Annotated in this window: 16 protein-coding genes and 1 other RNA gene; 12 read left to right on the top strand and 5 right to left on the bottom strand. The window is 54.6% G+C overall.

The window, feature by feature from the left end; all coding sequences use genetic code 11:
- Positions 1–28: 28 nt before the first annotated feature.
- A complete protein-coding gene (locus tag EHV07_RS18745; protein WP_147199679.1) occupies positions 29–925 on the bottom strand; it encodes a LysR family transcriptional regulator ArgP in 897 nt (298 codons plus the stop codon).
- 201 nt (positions 926–1,126) lie between these two features.
- Here EHV07_RS18745 and rpiA point away from each other — a divergent pair, with 201 nt between their 5' ends.
- Entirely contained in the window at positions 1,127–1,786 is a 660-nt protein-coding gene (gene rpiA / locus EHV07_RS18740) for a ribose-5-phosphate isomerase RpiA (RefSeq protein ID WP_147199678.1), read from the top strand.
- Between the two features lie 295 nt (positions 1,787–2,081).
- Complete coding sequence (serA, locus tag EHV07_RS18735; RefSeq protein ID WP_147199677.1) at positions 2,082–3,317, top strand: phosphoglycerate dehydrogenase; 1,236 nt, start codon at positions 2,082–2,084, stop codon at positions 3,315–3,317.
- Between the two features lie 34 nt (positions 3,318–3,351).
- Here serA and EHV07_RS18730 read toward each other — a convergent pair whose 3' ends face one another.
- The 3 genes from EHV07_RS18730 to zapA form a co-directional block, all read right to left on the bottom strand.
- Positions 3,352–3,939: a 5-formyltetrahydrofolate cyclo-ligase gene (locus EHV07_RS18730; RefSeq protein ID WP_147199676.1), complete on the bottom strand. Its 588-nt coding sequence runs from the start codon at positions 3,937–3,939 to the stop codon at positions 3,352–3,354.
- A gap of 181 nt (positions 3,940–4,120) precedes the next feature.
- A non-coding RNA gene (gene ssrS / locus EHV07_RS18725) (6S RNA) lies at positions 4,121–4,305 on the bottom strand.
- 41 nt (positions 4,306–4,346) lie between these two features.
- On the bottom strand, positions 4,347–4,676 hold the full coding sequence (zapA, locus tag EHV07_RS18720; protein WP_147199675.1) for a cell division protein ZapA: 330 nt from the start codon (positions 4,674–4,676) through the stop codon (positions 4,347–4,349).
- A 170-nt stretch (positions 4,677–4,846) separates the two neighbouring features.
- Between zapA and EHV07_RS18715 the strand changes: the two genes are divergently transcribed.
- From EHV07_RS18715 to EHV07_RS18680, 8 genes are all read left to right on the top strand, one after another.
- Positions 4,847–5,425: a YecA family protein gene (locus EHV07_RS18715; protein ID WP_147199674.1), complete on the top strand. Its 579-nt coding sequence runs from the start codon at positions 4,847–4,849 to the stop codon at positions 5,423–5,425.
- Between the two features lie 43 nt (positions 5,426–5,468).
- The gene (pepP, locus tag EHV07_RS18710) at positions 5,469–6,782 is read left to right on the top strand and encodes a Xaa-Pro aminopeptidase (RefSeq protein WP_147199673.1); all 1,314 of its coding nucleotides are present in this window, start codon (positions 5,469–5,471) and stop codon (positions 6,780–6,782) included.
- Complete coding sequence (ubiH, locus tag EHV07_RS18705; protein WP_147199672.1) at positions 6,782–7,960, top strand: 2-octaprenyl-6-methoxyphenyl hydroxylase; 1,179 nt, start codon at positions 6,782–6,784, stop codon at positions 7,958–7,960. Before pepP ends, ubiH begins: the two co-directional genes overlap by 1 nt.
- Positions 7,961–7,974: 14 nt before the next feature.
- Positions 7,975–9,177, top strand: a complete 1,203-nt coding sequence (gene ubiI, locus EHV07_RS18700; protein ID WP_147199671.1) for an FAD-dependent 2-octaprenylphenol hydroxylase — start codon at positions 7,975–7,977, stop codon at positions 9,175–9,177.
- A gap of 511 nt (positions 9,178–9,688) precedes the next feature.
- Entirely contained in the window at positions 9,689–10,783 is a 1,095-nt protein-coding gene (gene gcvT / locus EHV07_RS18695; RefSeq protein WP_147199670.1) for a glycine cleavage system aminomethyltransferase GcvT, read from the top strand.
- A gap of 63 nt (positions 10,784–10,846) precedes the next feature.
- Entirely contained in the window at positions 10,847–11,233 is a 387-nt protein-coding gene (gene gcvH / locus EHV07_RS18690) for a glycine cleavage system protein GcvH (RefSeq protein ID WP_147199669.1), read from the top strand.
- 79 nt (positions 11,234–11,312) lie between these two features.
- The gene (gene gcvP, locus EHV07_RS18685) at positions 11,313–14,186 is read left to right on the top strand and encodes an aminomethyl-transferring glycine dehydrogenase (protein WP_147199668.1); all 2,874 of its coding nucleotides are present in this window, start codon (positions 11,313–11,315) and stop codon (positions 14,184–14,186) included.
- A gap of 289 nt (positions 14,187–14,475) precedes the next feature.
- Entirely contained in the window at positions 14,476–15,129 is a 654-nt protein-coding gene (locus EHV07_RS18680; RefSeq protein ID WP_147199667.1) for a hemolysin III family protein, read from the top strand.
- Positions 15,130–15,165: 36 nt separating this feature from the next.
- Here EHV07_RS18680 and ygfZ read toward each other — a convergent pair whose 3' ends face one another.
- Positions 15,166–16,146 (bottom strand): tRNA-modifying protein YgfZ, encoded by a 981-nt coding sequence (gene ygfZ, locus EHV07_RS18675; protein WP_147199666.1) that lies wholly within the window; start codon positions 16,144–16,146, stop codon positions 15,166–15,168.
- Between the two features lie 219 nt (positions 16,147–16,365).
- On the opposite strand from ygfZ, the gene sdhE reads away from it, so the two are divergent.
- A complete protein-coding gene (gene sdhE / locus EHV07_RS18670) occupies positions 16,366–16,632 on the top strand; it encodes an FAD assembly factor SdhE (RefSeq protein WP_147199665.1) in 267 nt (88 codons plus the stop codon).
- Positions 16,613–17,020 (top strand): protein YgfX, encoded by a 408-nt coding sequence (locus tag EHV07_RS18665; protein WP_147199664.1) that lies wholly within the window; start codon positions 16,613–16,615, stop codon positions 17,018–17,020. Before sdhE ends, EHV07_RS18665 begins: the two co-directional genes overlap by 20 nt.
- Positions 17,021–17,058: the final 38 nt, after the last annotated feature.

Below are 17,058 nucleotides of genomic sequence, written 5' to 3'. Positions count from 1 at the left end.
TACCAAAGGGCCATCCGGCCCTTTAATTTTATTCGCTTTGACGCAGTACGCGATGCCCGTGTGCAATCAGCGCATCGGTCACTTTACGCATCAGGCGGCTTTCCGGGGCAAAGCGGTGCCAGTAAAGCATACGGCGCTGAAACAGGCCCGGTGTTAAATCGATCAGATCGCCTTCCGCCAGCTCGCGTTCAATTTGCAGATGCGGGATCATACAGCAGGTTGTTCCCTGCCGCGCCAGCTGCACAAAAGCCTCTGAAGAGTTGACGATATGGCAGGGCACGCTACCCGGCGACAGATCGAAATTCTGCTGTAAAAAAGCCTGATGCATATCATCAAGATGATCAAAAGCGACCGCTGGCGCTTTCAGCAGCGCAGAGCGCGTCACGCCATTCGGGAAATAGCGGGCAGCAAACTCTTTTGAACCCACAAAGAGATAATCCAGCGCCCCTAACCGATCGACGAGGCAGCTAGGCAGCGGCTGAGGCTGGATACTGACCGCGCCGACAACTTCACCACGACGCAGCCGTTCCTGGGTACGGCTTTCGTCTTCTACCTGTAAATTAAGGCGCACGGGAGAATCCGTCAGGACGGTTTTCAGCGCGGGCAGCAGCCAGGTTGCCAGACTGTCGGCATTGACCGCCAGCGACAGCAGCAAAGGCGTCGTACCGCTGTTCTCGTCGCCCAGCCATTCTTCTTCCAGCAGCTCGACCTGATGCAGTAAGGCCAGCAATTTTTGTCCCTGCTCAGTAGGGCGGGGGGGAACGGTACGTACCAGCAACGGCTGGCCGAACATATTTTCCAACTGTTTGATGCGTTGGGAAACGGCCGACTGAGTAATACAAAGCTTTTGCGCTGCACGTTCAAAACCGCGCTCGCGGATCACTGCATCCAGCGCCTGAAGCGTTCGATAATCCGGGCGTTTCATTGTTCGTTTAACTCTCTTTCAGGTGTGAAGTTTGCACTATGCCACATTTTTGTCATTTTGCCCTGTGCAATGAAGCGTTTATCCCACAAGGCTGCGAGCTGGCTTCCAGACTGTCAACAAATCCGCCGTGAACAGGGATTTTTTTTGGGTGGTTGTTTTATACTACCGCCACACAACAGCAGCACGGATTTTAAATTTACCATGACGCAGGATGAACTGAAAAAAGCCGTTGGTTGGGCCGCTCTGCAATACGTTCAACCCGGCACCATCGTTGGTGTGGGTACCGGCTCTACCGCCGCGCACTTCATTGATGCTCTGGGATCGATGAAACAGCAAATTGAAGGGGCGGTATCCAGTTCGGACGCCTCAACATTGCGGTTGAAAAGCCTGGGGATCCCCGTTTTCGATCTGAATGAGGTCGATTCCCTGTCGGTCTATGTTGATGGTGCCGACGAAATCAACGGCTTTATGCAGATGATCAAAGGCGGTGGCGCAGCCCTGACCCGTGAAAAAATCATTGCTGCGGTTGCAGATAAATTTGTCTGTATCGCCGATGAATCCAAGCAGGTCGACGTGCTTGGCAAGTTCCCGCTGCCGGTAGAGGTTATTCCGATGGCGCGTAGCTTCGTCGCGCGAGAACTGGTGAAGTTGGGCGGTCTGCCCGAGTACCGTCAGCAGGTCGTTACCGATAACGGCAATGTCATCCTGGACGTGCATAATTTACATATACTGGATGCCGTCGCGCTGGAAAAGGCGATCAATGCTCTGCCTGGGGTGGTTACCGTTGGCTTGTTCGCCACCCGTTCTGCGGATATCGCATTGATTGGCACCGCCAGCGGCGTAAAAACCATACAAAAATGATCTTACCGGCGCGATGGCCGCGTCGGTTAATTTTTAATAAAAAACATCTTTTATTTTACAGGCCAAATTCGGTGACTTATGTCACATAATTTTCTCAGACAGGGCGATCCTGCTGATGAAGGTCTGCGCATCGTGATTATCTGTTGATTTAGAGGGATGCTTTTCTCCGCAGTACTGCACCCCAGGCAATCGTTTGTATTGCCGCGCGCGTAAATTTTGATATTTTGACAGAAGGCTGGCTTATTACCCACGGGGTAACCAGCCACTTCTGAAGTCTGCTAAATAGGGTCGGGAAATGGCAAAAGTATCACTGGAGAAAGACAAGATTAAGTTCCTGTTGGTCGAAGGCGTGCATCAGAGCGCGGTAGAGAATCTGCGGGCGTCTGGCTATACCAACATCGAATTTCACAAGGGTGCACTGGACAGCGAAACGCTGAAAGAGTCCATCCGCGACGCGCATTTTATCGGCATTCGCTCGCGTACTCATCTCACCGAAGACATTTTTGCGGCGGCTGAGAAGCTGGTAGCGGTAGGCTGTTTCTGCATCGGAACCAATCAGGTCGATCTGAACGCCGCGGCTAAGCGAGGAATTCCGGTCTTTAACGCGCCTTTCTCCAATACCCGATCCGTGGCTGAACTGGTTATCGGCGAACTGCTGCTGATGCTGCGCGGCGTGCCTGCGGCGAATGCCAAAGCGCATCGCGGCATCTGGAACAAACTGGCCGTTGGGTCTTATGAAGCTCGCGGCAAAAAGCTGGGCATCATTGGCTACGGCCATATCGGTATGCAGCTGGGCGTGCTGGCAGAAAGCTTAGGTATGCATGTCTATTTCTACGATATCGAAAGCAAGCTGCCGTTGGGTAATGCAACGCAGGTGCGCTACCTGTCAGAACTGCTGAATATGAGCGACGTCGTCAGCCTGCACGTGCCGGAAACGGCTTCAACGCAGAATATGATGGGTGCTGAAGAGCTGGCCATGATGAAACCGGGCTCGCTGCTTATTAACGCCTCCCGCGGCACCGTGGTCGATATCCCTGCGCTGTGCAAAGTGCTGGCTGATAAGCATCTGGCGGGCGCGGCGATTGACGTGTTCCCGGAAGAGCCTGCCACAAACAGCGACCCGTTCAATTCACCGCTGTGTGAATTCGACAACGTGATCCTGACGCCGCATATCGGTGGCTCGACTCAGGAAGCACAGGAAAATATCGGTATTGAAGTGGCCGGTAAGCTGGCGAAATACTCTGATAATGGTTCAACGCTGTCTGCGGTGAACTTCCCGGAAGTTTCCCTGCCGATGCATGGCCAGCAAAGCCGCCTGCTGCACATCCACGAGAACCGTCCGGGCGTTCTGACCGCCATCAACAACATATTCGCCGGTCAGGGCGTCAACATCGCGGCACAGTACCTGCAAACCACGCCGCAGATGGGCTATGTCGTGATTGATATTGATGCGCCTCAGGATGTAGCAAACACCGCGCTACAGCTAATGAAGGCCATTCCGGGAACCATCCGCGCACGTCTGCTCTACTAACTGCCTGCGTGAGGAGAAGCGATTCTCCTCACCTTTACCACTGCCACAGTTTTGACGGCGTGATTATCGCTTTCAGCGGGACGTCCCAATCGGCCACTGGCAGTGCCTCAACCTGCTGGCAGTCATGCGCCAGGCCAATCGGCAAAACATTATGCTGCTGCCAGTTTTGCAGCGTACGATCGTAAAATCCGCCCCCCATGCCCAGTCGCTGTCCTTGATTGTCAAAAGCGACCAGCGGCACCATCAACACATCCAGCTCGCTCAACGTTGCCAGATTGCGAATATCTAACGGCGGTTCAGGAATGCCCAGACGATTTGGCGTAAGCACGGTATCAGTATCGTAACGGAAGAAAAGCAGCTGGCCTTTAGAAAAAGGATGCAGCACCGGCAGATAAACCCGCTGATTATGTTGCCAGAATTTAGCAATCAGCGGCCGTGTGTTCAGCTCGCCATCGAAAGAGAGAAAGAGAGCGATTTTTTTGGCCTGCTGGATGGGGGGGAAATTTAGGGCGTGTTCGGCAACATGGATGGCAGCCTGCTGCTGTTGCTCTGACGTTAATCCACGACGCAAGTGACGTACGTGAGTGCGGATATCCTGCCGGTCAAGAAGGCTGGGGTTCATAGGTTTTACCGTATCAGTTAAGCAAAAAGGCGCGTCAGGGCTATCGCGTTAACAAGCTGAAACCACGACAAACAGCCTGTAGTTTTACACTAACAGAGAAGGATATTGCCATACGGTAAGGGGAATTTCGACCCTCAGGGTGAGAGCTGATAACCGGGGGGAATAATGCAAGGTAAAGAAGGGAATCTCCGAGATGCCGCCGCAGGCTGTAACCCTTGAACCCTTGGTTCAAGGTGAATGTACCGTCGCTACCATCAGGCTTCTCGGACGGACCGAGCATGCTCACAGGTAGCAGAGCGCCACACTCTGTTTGGTATGAAATATCGGCTCAGGGGACTGGCCCGCTTGCAAACATCTCAGAGAATTTTTTACTTCACCGTCACTGTATCACAGATAACGCTGATGTGTTATTCGAATTGGGCTCCGGTTCGCTCCGTAATGCGACCTTGTTCAAGCAGTGCCTGCTCGATGGTCTGCTGAAGCATCCGGATACGCTGCTCCATGTTACTGGCATAATCGCGGGTTTTCATTTTTTCCTGCGCCAGTTCATGACAAATATTCAGTGCAGCGATAAACACCAATTGTTCGGTATTGGTGACTCTAGTGCGAACTTTCAGATCCTGCAACCGCTGATTAAGGTCTTCGGCAGCCAGATTCAGCGCATCTTGCTGTTCAGGCGGACAATTCACTCTTAAAGAACGGCCAAAAATTTGGATATCTACGGGCTGTGCAGACATAAAACCATCCTGACTGATTACTTCGCCGCCAATCTCCCTTACTGCTCAAAGGCTTGGGAGCGGCGCAACTATAACTACCCCTGGCAGAAGAAACAACCCCTTTCTGGAATCAAAGAGGCACCTGGTGGTAGCATAACACGAACTTATCCAGCCAACGATGACCAAAACGTATGTCACTATCAAACACAATGCCGGGCTATGACACGCTGGCTTCAGCAATGACGCAGCAGGGAGTAGGCATGACGCCTGCTGAAATGCATGGCCTGATTAGCGGAATTCTCTGCGGTGGCAACAAGGACAGTAGCTGGCAGGCCCTGGTACATGACTTAACTAACGAAGGGATGGCCTTTTCGCAATCACTGGCGCAGCCGCTTACTCAGCTGCATCAGGCAACCAGCGACACGCTGGAAGAAGACGGCTTCCTGTTTCAACTTTATCTGCCGGAAGATGACGATATCACCGTGTTCGATCGCGCCGATGCATTGGCCGGGTGGGTGAACCATTTTCTGCTTGGCCTGGGCGTATCACAGCCTAAGCTCGATAAAGTGAAAGGGGAAACCGGTGAAGCCATTGACGATCTGCGCACCATTGCTCAGCTCGGCTATGATGAAGATGAAGACCAGGAAGAGTTGGAACAGTCGCTGGAAGAGGTGATTGAGTACGTGCGCGTTGCGGCGCTGCTCTGTCATGACACCTTTACCCGCGTAATGCCAACCGCAGTAGAAGTCAAAAAACCGACCCTGCATTAGTCGGACGGGCCGGAATTAAATGGACTGCATTCAGGAGAAGCTGATGACCCAGCAAGAGTTTGTGCGCCGTCGCCAGGCGCTGCTGGCAAAAATGGCACCGGCCAGCGCGGCGGTCATTTTTGCCGCACCAGAAGCGACCCGCAGCAATGACAGCGAATATCCTTTTCGCCAGAACAGCGATTTTTGGTATTTCACCGGTTTCAACGAGCCAGAAGCGGTGCTGGTGCTGATTAAAAGCGCTGAAAGCCACAATCACAGCGTCTTATTTAATCGCGTACGTGATTTAACCGCTGAAATCTGGTTTGGCCGCCGTCTGGGGCAGGATGCTGCGCCAGAGAAGCTTTCGGTCGATCGCGCGCTACCTTACGACGCTATCAGCGAACAGCTGCCTCAGCTGCTGAACGGTCTGGATGTGGTTTATCATGCTCAGGGGTTGTACGCGCATGCCGATACGCAGCTGTTTGCCGCGCTGGAAAAACTGCGTCGGGGCTCAAGACAAAATCTCTCTGCGCCGGCAACGCTGACCGACTGGCGACCCTGGGTGCATGAAATGCGGCTCTTCAAATCCTCTGCCGAGCTGGCCATGCTGCGTGAAGCAGGGCGCATCAGCGCGCTCGCTCATACCAGAGCGATGCAGCAATGCCGCCCCGGTATGTATGAATATCAGCTGGAAGGCGAAATTCAACATGAATTTAACCGTCACGGTGCCCGTTTTCCTTCATATAACACTATTGTCGGGTCGGGCGAGAACGGCTGCATTCTGCATTACACCGAAAACGAATCAGAAATGCGCGATGGCGATCTGGTCCTGATCGATGCCGGATGCGAATTGCAGGGATATGCAGGCGATATCACCCGTACTTTCCCGGTAAACGGCAAGTTTACTGCGCCCCAACGGGCGGTCTATAACATCGTACTGGCTTCGCTTTACAAAGCGCTGGAGCTGTTCCGGCCAGGCACCAGCATCCGTGAAGTCAATGCTGAAGTTGTGCGGATCATGGTGACAGGACTGGTCGAGCTGGGCGTCATGAGCGGCGACGTGGAGACGCTGATTGCTGAACAGGCTCACCGCCAGTTTTTCATGCACGGGCTTAGCCACTGGCTGGGGCTGGACGTACACGATGTCGGCTTTTACGGCAACGAACGCGATCGCGTGCTGGAACCAGGCATGGTACTCACCGTTGAACCCGGTTTGTATATTGCGCCGGATGCAGATGTTCCGGCTGAATACCGCGGCATCGGTATTCGTATTGAAGATGACATCATCATTACCGGGCAGGGCAACGAAAACCTGACGGACACCGTGGTAAAAGACCCGGATGATATTGAAGCCCTGATGGCGGCAGCGAAAGCGTAATGAGTATTGTTATTGCAGGCGGAGGGATGGCTGGGGCGACGCTGGCGCTGGCTATCTCTCATCTTACTCAGGGCCAGCTGGCGGTCACGCTGGTGGAAGCCACTGAACCTTCCTCGCGGTCTCATCCGGGCTACGATGGTCGGGCCATTGCGCTTGCCGAGGGCACGTGCCAACAGCTGGCGGCGATCAATCTGTGGCCCTCGCTGAAATCGTGCGCGACGGGGATCACGCATGTGCACGTTAGCGATCGGGGCCATGCCAGTTTTGTTTCGCTGGATGCAAAGGATTACGGTATTTCCGCGCTGGGTCAGGTGGTCGAGCTGCATGATATTGGCCAGCGTCTGTTTGCTCTGTTGCAAAAAGCGCCGGGTGTACGGACAGTTTGCCCGGCAAAAGTAACAGAGGTTAAACGCACGCCCGATCGGGTTCAGGTCTCGCTCAGCAATGGTGAAAGCTTAGCGGCTCAGCTTATCGTGGCTGCGGATGGTTCACGCTCGTCCATCGCGGCGTCGTGCGGCATTCAGTGGCAGTCTCAGGATTATCAGCAGGTTGCAGTCATTGCTAATGTTTCTACCGCGCAGCCTCATGAAGGACGAGCCTTTGAGCGTTTCACCCGTCATGGTCCGCTGGCGCTGCTGCCGATGTCCGGTGGCCGTAGCTCGCTGGTCTGGTGTCATCCGTTAGCCGATAAGCCAGAGGTCGATGGCTGGAGCGAACAGCGCTTTCTCAGTGAATTGCAGAACGCGTTTGGCTGGCGGCTGGGACGTTTTACGCAGGTCGGACGGCGGCACAGCTACCCGCTTCAGCTTCAGGCGTCCTCGCAGCACGTTTCCCACCGGCTGGCGCTGGTCGGCAATGCCGCTCAGACGCTGCACCCCATTGCCGGACAGGGCTTTAATTTAGGTATTCGTGATGTCATGACGCTGGCTGAAACCGTGGCTGGCGCGTGGCGCGCGGGACAGGATCCGGGCAGCTACGCCATTTTACAGCAGTATCAGCAACGCCGTCAGCCGGATGCCATGGCGACTATTGGCATCACCGACAGTCTGGTCCGGTTGTTTGCTAACCGCTACACGCCGCTGGTGCTGGGACGAAATCTGGGCCTGATGGCGATGGATTCCCTGCCGGTAATGCGTAATTTGCTGGCCGAGCGCACGTTAGGCTGGGTCGAGCGTTAAGGAGAAAAGCAGTGATGCAAACTTATGATGTGATCGTTGCCGGAGGCGGAATGGTCGGTCTGGCCGTGGCCTGTGGTTTGCAGGGCAGCGGCATGAAAATAGCCGTACTTGAGCGTGAAGCGCCGCAGACGTTATCAGCCGATGCGCCACCCGCGTTGAGGGTTTCGGCGATTAATGCAGCCAGTGAACGGCTGCTACAGCATCTTGATGTCTGGACGCGCATTTTGGCCAAACGCGCCAGTGCTTATCACGGCATGGAAGTGTGGGATCGCGACAGCTTTGGCCGCATTGCGTTTGATGATGGCCAGCAGGGGCTGGCACATCTTGGTCATATCATCGAGAACCCGATTATCCACCAGGTGCTGTGGGAAAAAGCCAGCGAGCTGAGCGATATCACGTTGATTTCGCCTGCTGAACTTCAGCAGGTCGCTTTTGGCGATAATGAAGCCTTTGTGACGCTGAGCGATGGCACGATGATGAGTGCGCGACTGCTGGTTGCTGCGGACGGTGCAAATTCCTGGTTACGCAACAAAGCGGATATCCCACTGACGTTCTGGGACTACGAACATCACGCGCTGGTTGCCAATATTCGTACCGAACAGCCGCACGACGCCGTAGCCCGTCAGGTTTTCCATGGCGATGGGATTTTAGCGTTTCTGCCGCTGGGCGATCCGCATCTCTGTTCCATTGTCTGGTCTCTTCCTCCGCAGGAAGCGACCCGCTTACAGTCGATGCCGGAAGAGGTGTTTAATCAACAGCTTTCCGTTGCCTTCGACCTGCGTTTAGGCCTGTGCACGCTGGAAAGCGAACGCAAAACCTTCCCGCTGATGGGACGCTATGCGCGTAACTTCGCGGCGCATCGGCTGGCGCTGGTGGGCGACGCAGCCCATACCATTCATCCTTTAGCCGGGCAGGGCGTCAATCTTGGTTTTATGGATGCCGCTGAACTCATCGGTGAAGTGAAACGCCTGCATCAGCAGGGGAAAGATATCGGTCAGCATCTTTATCTTCGCCGCTATGAGCGCAGCCGTAAGCACAGTGCCGCAATGATGCTGGCCGGTATGCAAGGATTCCGCGAATTGTTTGATGGTAATAACCCGGCGAAAAAGCTGCTGCGGGATATTGGTATGAGCCTTGCCGATAATCTGCCGGGCGTGAAGCCACGGCTGCTGAAGCAGGCGATGGGGCTTAACGATCTGCCGGAGTGGTTGCGCTAAATCTGCTTGTTTGACCCGGAGCCCTACTCCCAGGCTCCGGGAACGCCCTTTCTCTCTATTTTCTGACTAAAAAAGCGCCTGGAATTTGGGTTCTCACCCCTTTCGATGCCTTCTTATTTCAGCTTCCCCGATAGCAGAAAACGGCCTGCGCACTTTTCTTGTGCATGGCTGCGCCAGCGTTGTGCCTCATTTGAAAAATTCTAATTTAGCTACGATCTTCGCATTACTTTTATTTATGTGTGTGTTTGGCGCTTAAAGCATTTATTTATTCCTGAAGTGAAAAAACACGGCTTTTGACCTGAAGTTATGCGCAGATAATGAGATATATGCGTAATATTGCGCCATTTATTGGTGTAAATAGCTACAGCGCTTTGCGTAGTAAAAAAAGGCTTAAAAAAATCAGACCTTGTTTAACTTATGGTTTAAGGCCGTGTTCAGTGATAAGTTCGAAGGAAGGATATCGTTTGCGCCCGCTCGTCGTGGCGCCTGGCAACTTGCATACAGGATTGATATGACTCAGCAAACTCCCTTGTTCGAACAGCATCAGGCCTGCGGCGCGCGCATGGTGGATTTTCACGGCTGGATGATGCCGCTTCATTACGGTTCGCAGATGGATGAACACCACGCTGTCCGTACCGATGCCGGAATGTTCGACGTGTCGCACATGACCATTGTTGATTTACACGGCGTCCGCACCCGTGAATTCCTTCGTTATCTGCTCGCCAACGACGTGGCCAAACTCACTCAGCCAGGCAAGGCACTTTATAGCGCGATGCTTAACGCTTCGGCTGGCGTAATTGACGATCTGATTGTTTACTTTATGACCGAAGACTTTTTCCGGCTGGTGGTTAACTCCGCGACGCGGGAAAAAGATCTCGCCTGGATCTCCTCGCAGGTTCAGCCGTTTAACGTTGAACTAAGGGTTCGTGATGATTTATCGCTGATTGCCATTCAGGGGCCACATGCCCAGGCAAAAGCGCAGGCGCTGTTTAATGAGACCCAGCGTCAGGCCGTTGCCGGAATGAAACCTTTCTTCGGCGTACAGGCCGGGGATCTGTTTATTGCTACCACCGGCTATACCGGCGAGGCGGGTTATGAAATCGCGTTGCCTGATGAGCAGGCCGCCGATTTCTGGCAAAAGCTGGTGATTGCAGGCGTTAAGCCCGCCGGACTGGGCGCGCGCGATACGCTGCGGCTGGAAGCGGGTATGAACCTGTATGGCCAGGAAATGGATGAAGGCGTTAATCCTCTGGCCGCCAACATGGGCTGGACGGTTGCATGGCAGCCTGAAGATCGCGAATTTATTGGCCGTGAAGCGCTGCTGGCGCAACGAAACAGAGGCACAGAACAGCTGGTTGGGCTGATCATGACCGAAAAAGGCGTGTTGCGTAACGCGCTGCCGGTGCGCTTTACCGATGCGGCAGGCAATCTTCAGGAAGGCATTATCACCAGCGGATCCTTTTCGCCGACTTTAGGATGTAGTATTGCCCTTGCTCGCGTACCCGCAGGCATTGGCGAGCAGGCCATCGTCCAGATCCGCAATCGCGAGCTGCCCGTCAAAGTGACAAAACCGATTTTTGTTCGCGCCGGAAAACCGGTCGCATAAAAGGAGGTATCCGGTCATGTATCGGCCGGATACGCCACCAATAAACATAAAGGAGAGCTGGTGATGAGCAATGTGCCAAATGAACTGAAATACCGTGACAGCCATGAATGGGTACGTAAAGAAGCGGACGGCATCTATACCGTTGGCATTACCGAACATGCTCAGGAACTGCTGGGCGATATGGTTTTTGTCGATCTCCCGGATGTTGGCACCACCTACAGCCAGGGTGATGACTGCGCGGTCGCCGAGTCGGTAAAGGCCGCTTCCGATATCTATGCGCCACTCAGCGGCGAAATCGTTGAGGTTAACGCGGCGTTAGATGGCGAGCCGGAGCTGGTCAACAGCGCTTCTTATAGCGAAGGCTGGCTGTTTAAAATCAGAGCCAGCGATGAAAGCGAGCTGGACAATCTGCTGGATGCCGATGCTTATAAAGCCAGCATCGACGAGTAACTTTTAAGGGTGGACACGCCACCCGTAGCCAACGTAAGGCGGATACGCCCGCTTACGCCCGATTCAGGATTTTTCGCTAATGACCCAGACTCTCAGCCAGCTTGAACACACCGGCGCCTTTATCGAACGTCACATTGGTCCGTCGCAGGAGCAGCAACAGGCGATGCTAAACGCGACCGGCGCCGAATCGCTCTCCGACCTGATCGCCTCCATCGTTCCGGCTGATATTCAGCTACCGGGGCCGCCAGCGATTGGCGATGCGCTAACTGAGCATCAGGCTCTGGCGGAGCTGAAAGCGATAGCCAGCCAGAATTTGCGCTATAAATCCTGTATCGGCATGGGCTATACCCCGGTACTAACGCCACCGGTTATCCTGCGCAACATGCTGGAAAACCCGGGTTGGTACACGGCCTATACCCCTTATCAGCCTGAGGTGTCGCAGGGACGTCTGGAAGCACTGCTCAATTTCCAGCAGGTGACGCAAGATCTGAGCGGGCTGGATATTGCCTCCGCTTCGCTGCTGGACGAAGCTACCGCCGCGGCAGAAGCGATGGCGATGGCAAAACGCGTCAGCAAGTTGAAAACGGCTAACCGCTTCTTTGTCGCTGACGATATTCATCCACAAACGCTGGACGTCGTGCGCACGCGTGCCGAAACGTTTGGTTTTGAGGTGCTGGTCGATAAAGCTGAAAAGGTGCTGGATCATCAGGATGTGTTTGGCGTGCTGTTACAGCAGGTAGGCACAACCGGCGAAGTACATCATTACGCTGATTTAATTACTGAACTAAAAAGCCGGAAAGTCATTGTCAGCGTGGCCGCCGATTTTATGTCGCTGGTGCTGTTACAGGCGCCGGGCAAGCAGGGCGCGGATATTGTATTTGGGTCTGCACAACGCTTTGGCGTTCCGATGGGCTACGGCGGGCCGCACGCCGCTTTCTTCGCGGCCCGCGATGAGTACAAACGCTCCATGCCTGGCCGCATTATCGGTGTTTCGCGCGATGCCGCTGGCAATACCGCGCTGCGGATGGCAATGCAGACGCGCGAGCAGCATATTCGCCGTGAAAAAGCGAACTCTAATATCTGTACTTCCCAGGTTCTGCTGGCCAATATCGCCAGTCTGTATGCGGTATTTCACGGTCCGGCAGGCCTGAAACGCATCGCTTCCCGCATTCATCGCCTGACCGATATTCTCGCCGTTGGGCTGCAAAAAGGCGGGTTAACGCTGCGCCATCAGAGCTGGTTCGACACGCTGACCGTTGAGGTAGATGATAAAGCGGCCGTATTGGATCGTGCGCTGAGCTTCGGCATCAACCTGCGTACCGACATTCATAATGCCGTAGGCATCACGCTCGATGAAACCACCACGCGTGAAGATGTCGCGGCGCTGCTTTCTGTTTTGCTGGGCGAAGACAATGTTGCAGATATTGAGACGCTGGATGAAGAGGTGGCCGCCGGCAGTGCTTCGGTGCCGACTGGCATGCTGCGTGAGGAGGCTATCCTGACCCATCCGGTCTTCAATCGCTACCACAGCGAAACGGAGATGATGCGCTACATGCATAGCCTTGAGCGTAAAGATCTGGCGCTAAATCAGGCGATGATCCCGCTCGGTTCCTGCACGATGAAACTGAACGCCGCCGCAGAAATGATCCCGATCACCTGGCCTGAATTTTCGGAAATGCATCCGTTCTGTCCGGCGGACCAGGCGACCGGTTATCTGCAAATGATCGGCCAGCTTTCTCAATGGCTGGTGCAGCTAACGGGCTACGACGCGCTTTGTATGCAGCCAAACTCGGGTGCGCAGGGCGAATATGCGGGCCTGCTGGCGATCCGCCGTTATCATGAAAGCCGTAACGAAGGCGGACGCCATATTTGCCTGATCCCGAGTTCCGCTCACGGTACCAACCCGGCGTCGGCACAAATGGCCGGAATGGAGGTGGTGGTGGTCGCTTGTGATAAGCAAGGCAATATCGATCTGCACGACCTGCGGGCAAAAGCAGAGCAGGCTGGCGAAGCGCTCTCCTGCATAATGGTGACCTATCCTTCAACCCACGGCGTGTACGAAGAAACCATTCGTGAAGTCTGCCAGATTGTGCATCAGTACGGTGGGCAGGTGTATCTGGACGGGGCCAACATGAACGCTCAGGTCGGCATCACCACGCCGGGCTACATCGGCGCAGACGTTTCGCACCTTAACCTGCATAAAACCTTCTGTATTCCTCACGGTGGTGGCGGCCCGGGTATGGGACCGATTGGCGTAAAAGCCCATCTCGCGCCGTTTGTGCCGGGTCACAGCGTGGTTCAGATTGATGGCGTACTGACGCAGCAGGGCGCGGTATCCGCTGCGCCTTTCGGCAGCGCCTCCATCCTGCCTATCAGCTGGATGTACATCCGTATGATGGGCGCGGAAGGGCTGAAACAGGCCAGTTCGGTAGCCATCCTGAATGCTAACTATATTGCCACCCGCTTGCAGTCAGCTTATCCCATTCTCTATACCGGGCGAGACGGCCGCGTGGCGCACGAATGTATTCTGGATATTCGCCCGCTGAAAGAGCAGACCGGTATCAGCGAGCTGGATATTGCCAAGCGTCTGATTGACTACGGTTTCCATGCGCCAACCATGTCGTTCCCGGTTGCCGGCACGCTGATGGTGGAGCCGACAGAATCGGAAAGCAAACTGGAACTGGACCGCTTTATCGACGCGATGCTGGCAATTCGTATGGAAATCGATCGCGTAGCAGAAGGCGAATGGCCTGCGGAGGACAATCCTCTGGTCAACGCGCCGCATACCCAAATGGAAATTGTGGGCGACTGGTCGCATCCTTATACGCGTGAGCTGGCGGTGTTCCCGGCAGGCAGCCATAACAAATACTGGCCGACCGTGAAGCGTCTCGATGACGTTTACGGCGACCGTAACCTGTTCTGCTCCTGTGTACCGATGAGCGAGTACGAGTAATTTTCCGCCGCTGGCGACGCTATTATTAAGGGCACATAAGGTGCCCTTTTTTCTATTCGGCGTTTATATGAAAACGCATGGGTAACCGACGGCAGCATTATCGATTCGGCAGGCGGCAGGTAACAGCCCCTCACAGTTTATTTTAGCTTACAGGTGTACTCTGAAATTTTTCTACGCTACGCTGATCGTGCGCGTTTTTCAGGCAGGCTGAGCAGGATTTAGCAAAACGTCGGGTCTGCGCACCCTGCGGCTTCAGCCTGTCTGCTTGAGAAAATGGAGAACATCTGCAATGGCTAATAAAAAATTACTCGACCAGGGCTATTCCCTGGCCGAAGAAATTGCCAACAGCATCAGTCATGGTATCGGATTTATCTTTGGCATCGTGGGGCTGGTTTTGCTGCTGTCGCAAGCGGTAGAAAGCCGGGCAGATACGCTGGCTATCACCAGCTACAGCCTTTATGGCGGCAGTATGATCCTGCTGTTTCTGGCCTCTACTCTCTATCATGCCATTCCTCATCCGCGGGCTAAACTCTGGCTGCAAAAGCTGGATCACTGCGCTATCTATATTCTGATCGCCGGTACCTATACGCCTTTTCTGCTGGTGGGTCTGAAGTCGCCGCTGGCGCATGGCCTGTTGGTAGTGATCTGGAGTCTGGCGCTGGCAGGCGTGCTCTTTAAGCTGGCGTTTATTCACCGCTTTGAGGCATTGTCGGTGATCACTTATATGCTGATGGGCTGGCTTTCGCTGGTGGTGATTTATCAGCTGGCGTTAAAGCTGCCTGCGGGTGGGATCTGGCTACTGGCAGCAGGCGGGATAGTCTATTCACTTGGCGTGATTTTCTATGTTTCAAAGCGCATCCCTTACAATCACGCCATCTGGCATGGCTTTGTCTTAGGGGGAAGCATCTGCCACTTCCTCGCCATTTATCTTTACGTCATGTAACGATAAACCCGGGGCCGCCGCTGGCCCCGGTAAACATTAACTCAGCGCGTAAGGCAGTGGTTGTATCGCCAGCTTGCCGCCTTCATCGCCCTGAACGCGCAGTTCAGCGTCCGGCTCCAGATCGTTATTCAACACTGCCTGCACCCAAACATCGCCATTTTCCAACTGGCAGGCCGCCAGAATGGTGCCGGTGCGACGCCAGTTCTCACCCAGCTTCATCTCCAGCGAGTCATTTGCAGCGGGAATGCGCCCGGCCGAACCCGCCAGCCAATACAAGGCTCGCTTATTCGCTCCGCGGAATTTTGCACGCGCGACCATCTCCTGGCCGGTATAGCAGCCTTTTTTAAAGCTGATGGCATCCAGTGCCTGCATATTCGTCGCCTGAGGGATAAATTGTGCGCTGGTTGCGGCATCAATTACCGGCAATCCGGCTTCGATATTCAGCGCCAGCCATTGCGTGCTGTCATTGAACTGTGCCTGACCGTCAAGTGACTCGCGCAGCGCCTGCGCTTTATCCGCGCTGGTAATTAGCAGGAAGCGTTCTGCGGGAGCACTGAACCAAAGCAGAGTCGACTCTTCCTGCTGAACAACCGGGTTTTCGGCATCAGGCAGCGTGGTGAAGAAACCGGCCAGCGCCGCTCGCGCCTGGAACCCCGCTACGCCAAGCAGCACGGCTTCATCATCGGCTTCAATCGCAACTTTGGCGAAAATGGCATATTTTTTTAGTTCGCTAATCTGCGTGTCCCGCAGGCTACGGCGCTCAAGATAAGCCAGATTTTCGCCGCGATGAAACAGGCGCAGATTGCTCCACATTTTTCCTTTGGCATCACAGTGGGCAGCAGGCAGATGGGCATTGGCGCCGAGGGCCGCAACATCCAGCGTAAGCTGCCCCTGTAAATAGCTGACGCGGTCTGCGCCCGTTACGTTCACCAGCGCCCACTCTTCCAGCGAGATCAGCGTAAGCGGCAGACGCGCCGAAGCCGCAGGTTGACGCGGCGGAAAAGAGAAAGTCGGCATGATTGAGTCCTGAAGTAAGATAAGCCCTGCTACTCATGTTAAAAGAGCCGGGGGGCTTTGCAACCGGTTTTCTGAAAATGACGCACAAAACGCGTGATAACCCTGCAACGTATGCAGCTGTTTTGCAAACCATTACGCAGGATGAAAATTGCTGCATCAACATCCCCGCGAAAAAGCGCTACACTAGCGCCCATATTTGACTGACTGACGATGGGTAAAATGGATATTAGTAATAAAGCTCGTGTTCACTGGGCATGTCGTCGCGGCATGCGCGAACTGGATATCTCCATCATGCCGTTTTTTGAGTTTGAATATGACTCGCTAAGCGACAGCGACAAGCATCTGTTTATTCGACTGTTGGAAAACGACGATCCCGATCTGTTTAACTGGTTGATGAATCATGGTGAACCCGCCGATCCTGAGCTGAAGCGCATGGTGAATTTGATTCAATTGCGAAACCAGCAACGTGGCCCTGTGGCACTCTGACCTGCGGGTTTCCTGGCGTGCCCAGTGGATCTCCCTGCTGCTACACGGCGTAGTGATTCTGGCATTGCTGCTGGCCCCCTGGCCTGCCAGCTATACGGTGGTCTGGATGTTGTTGGTCACGCTTGCGGTGTTTGAATGCGTGCGTAGCCAACGGCGGATCCGCAGTCGGGAAGGGGATATCGCGCTGCTGGAAGGGCGTCAGATGCAGTGGCGGCGACAGCAATGGCAGATCCACGGTCGGCCGTGGATTACCCGGCAGGCAATGTTACTGACGTTACGCTCGGCGAAAGGCGCGCAGGAGAAGCTCTGGCTGCTAAGTGACAGCATGAGCGAAGACGAATGGCGGCAGCTGCGTCAGCAGCTGCTCAATCCGGGCAGGCGTCTCTAAACATAAAAAGCCTGGAAAAGACACCATGAGGTTTGCAC

The sequence above is a fragment of the Pantoea sp. CCBC3-3-1 genome (assembly GCF_007981265.1).
GTDB lineage: Bacteria > Pseudomonadota > Gammaproteobacteria > Enterobacterales > Enterobacteriaceae > Erwinia.
This window is presented reverse-complemented; position numbering and strand designations above follow the sequence as displayed.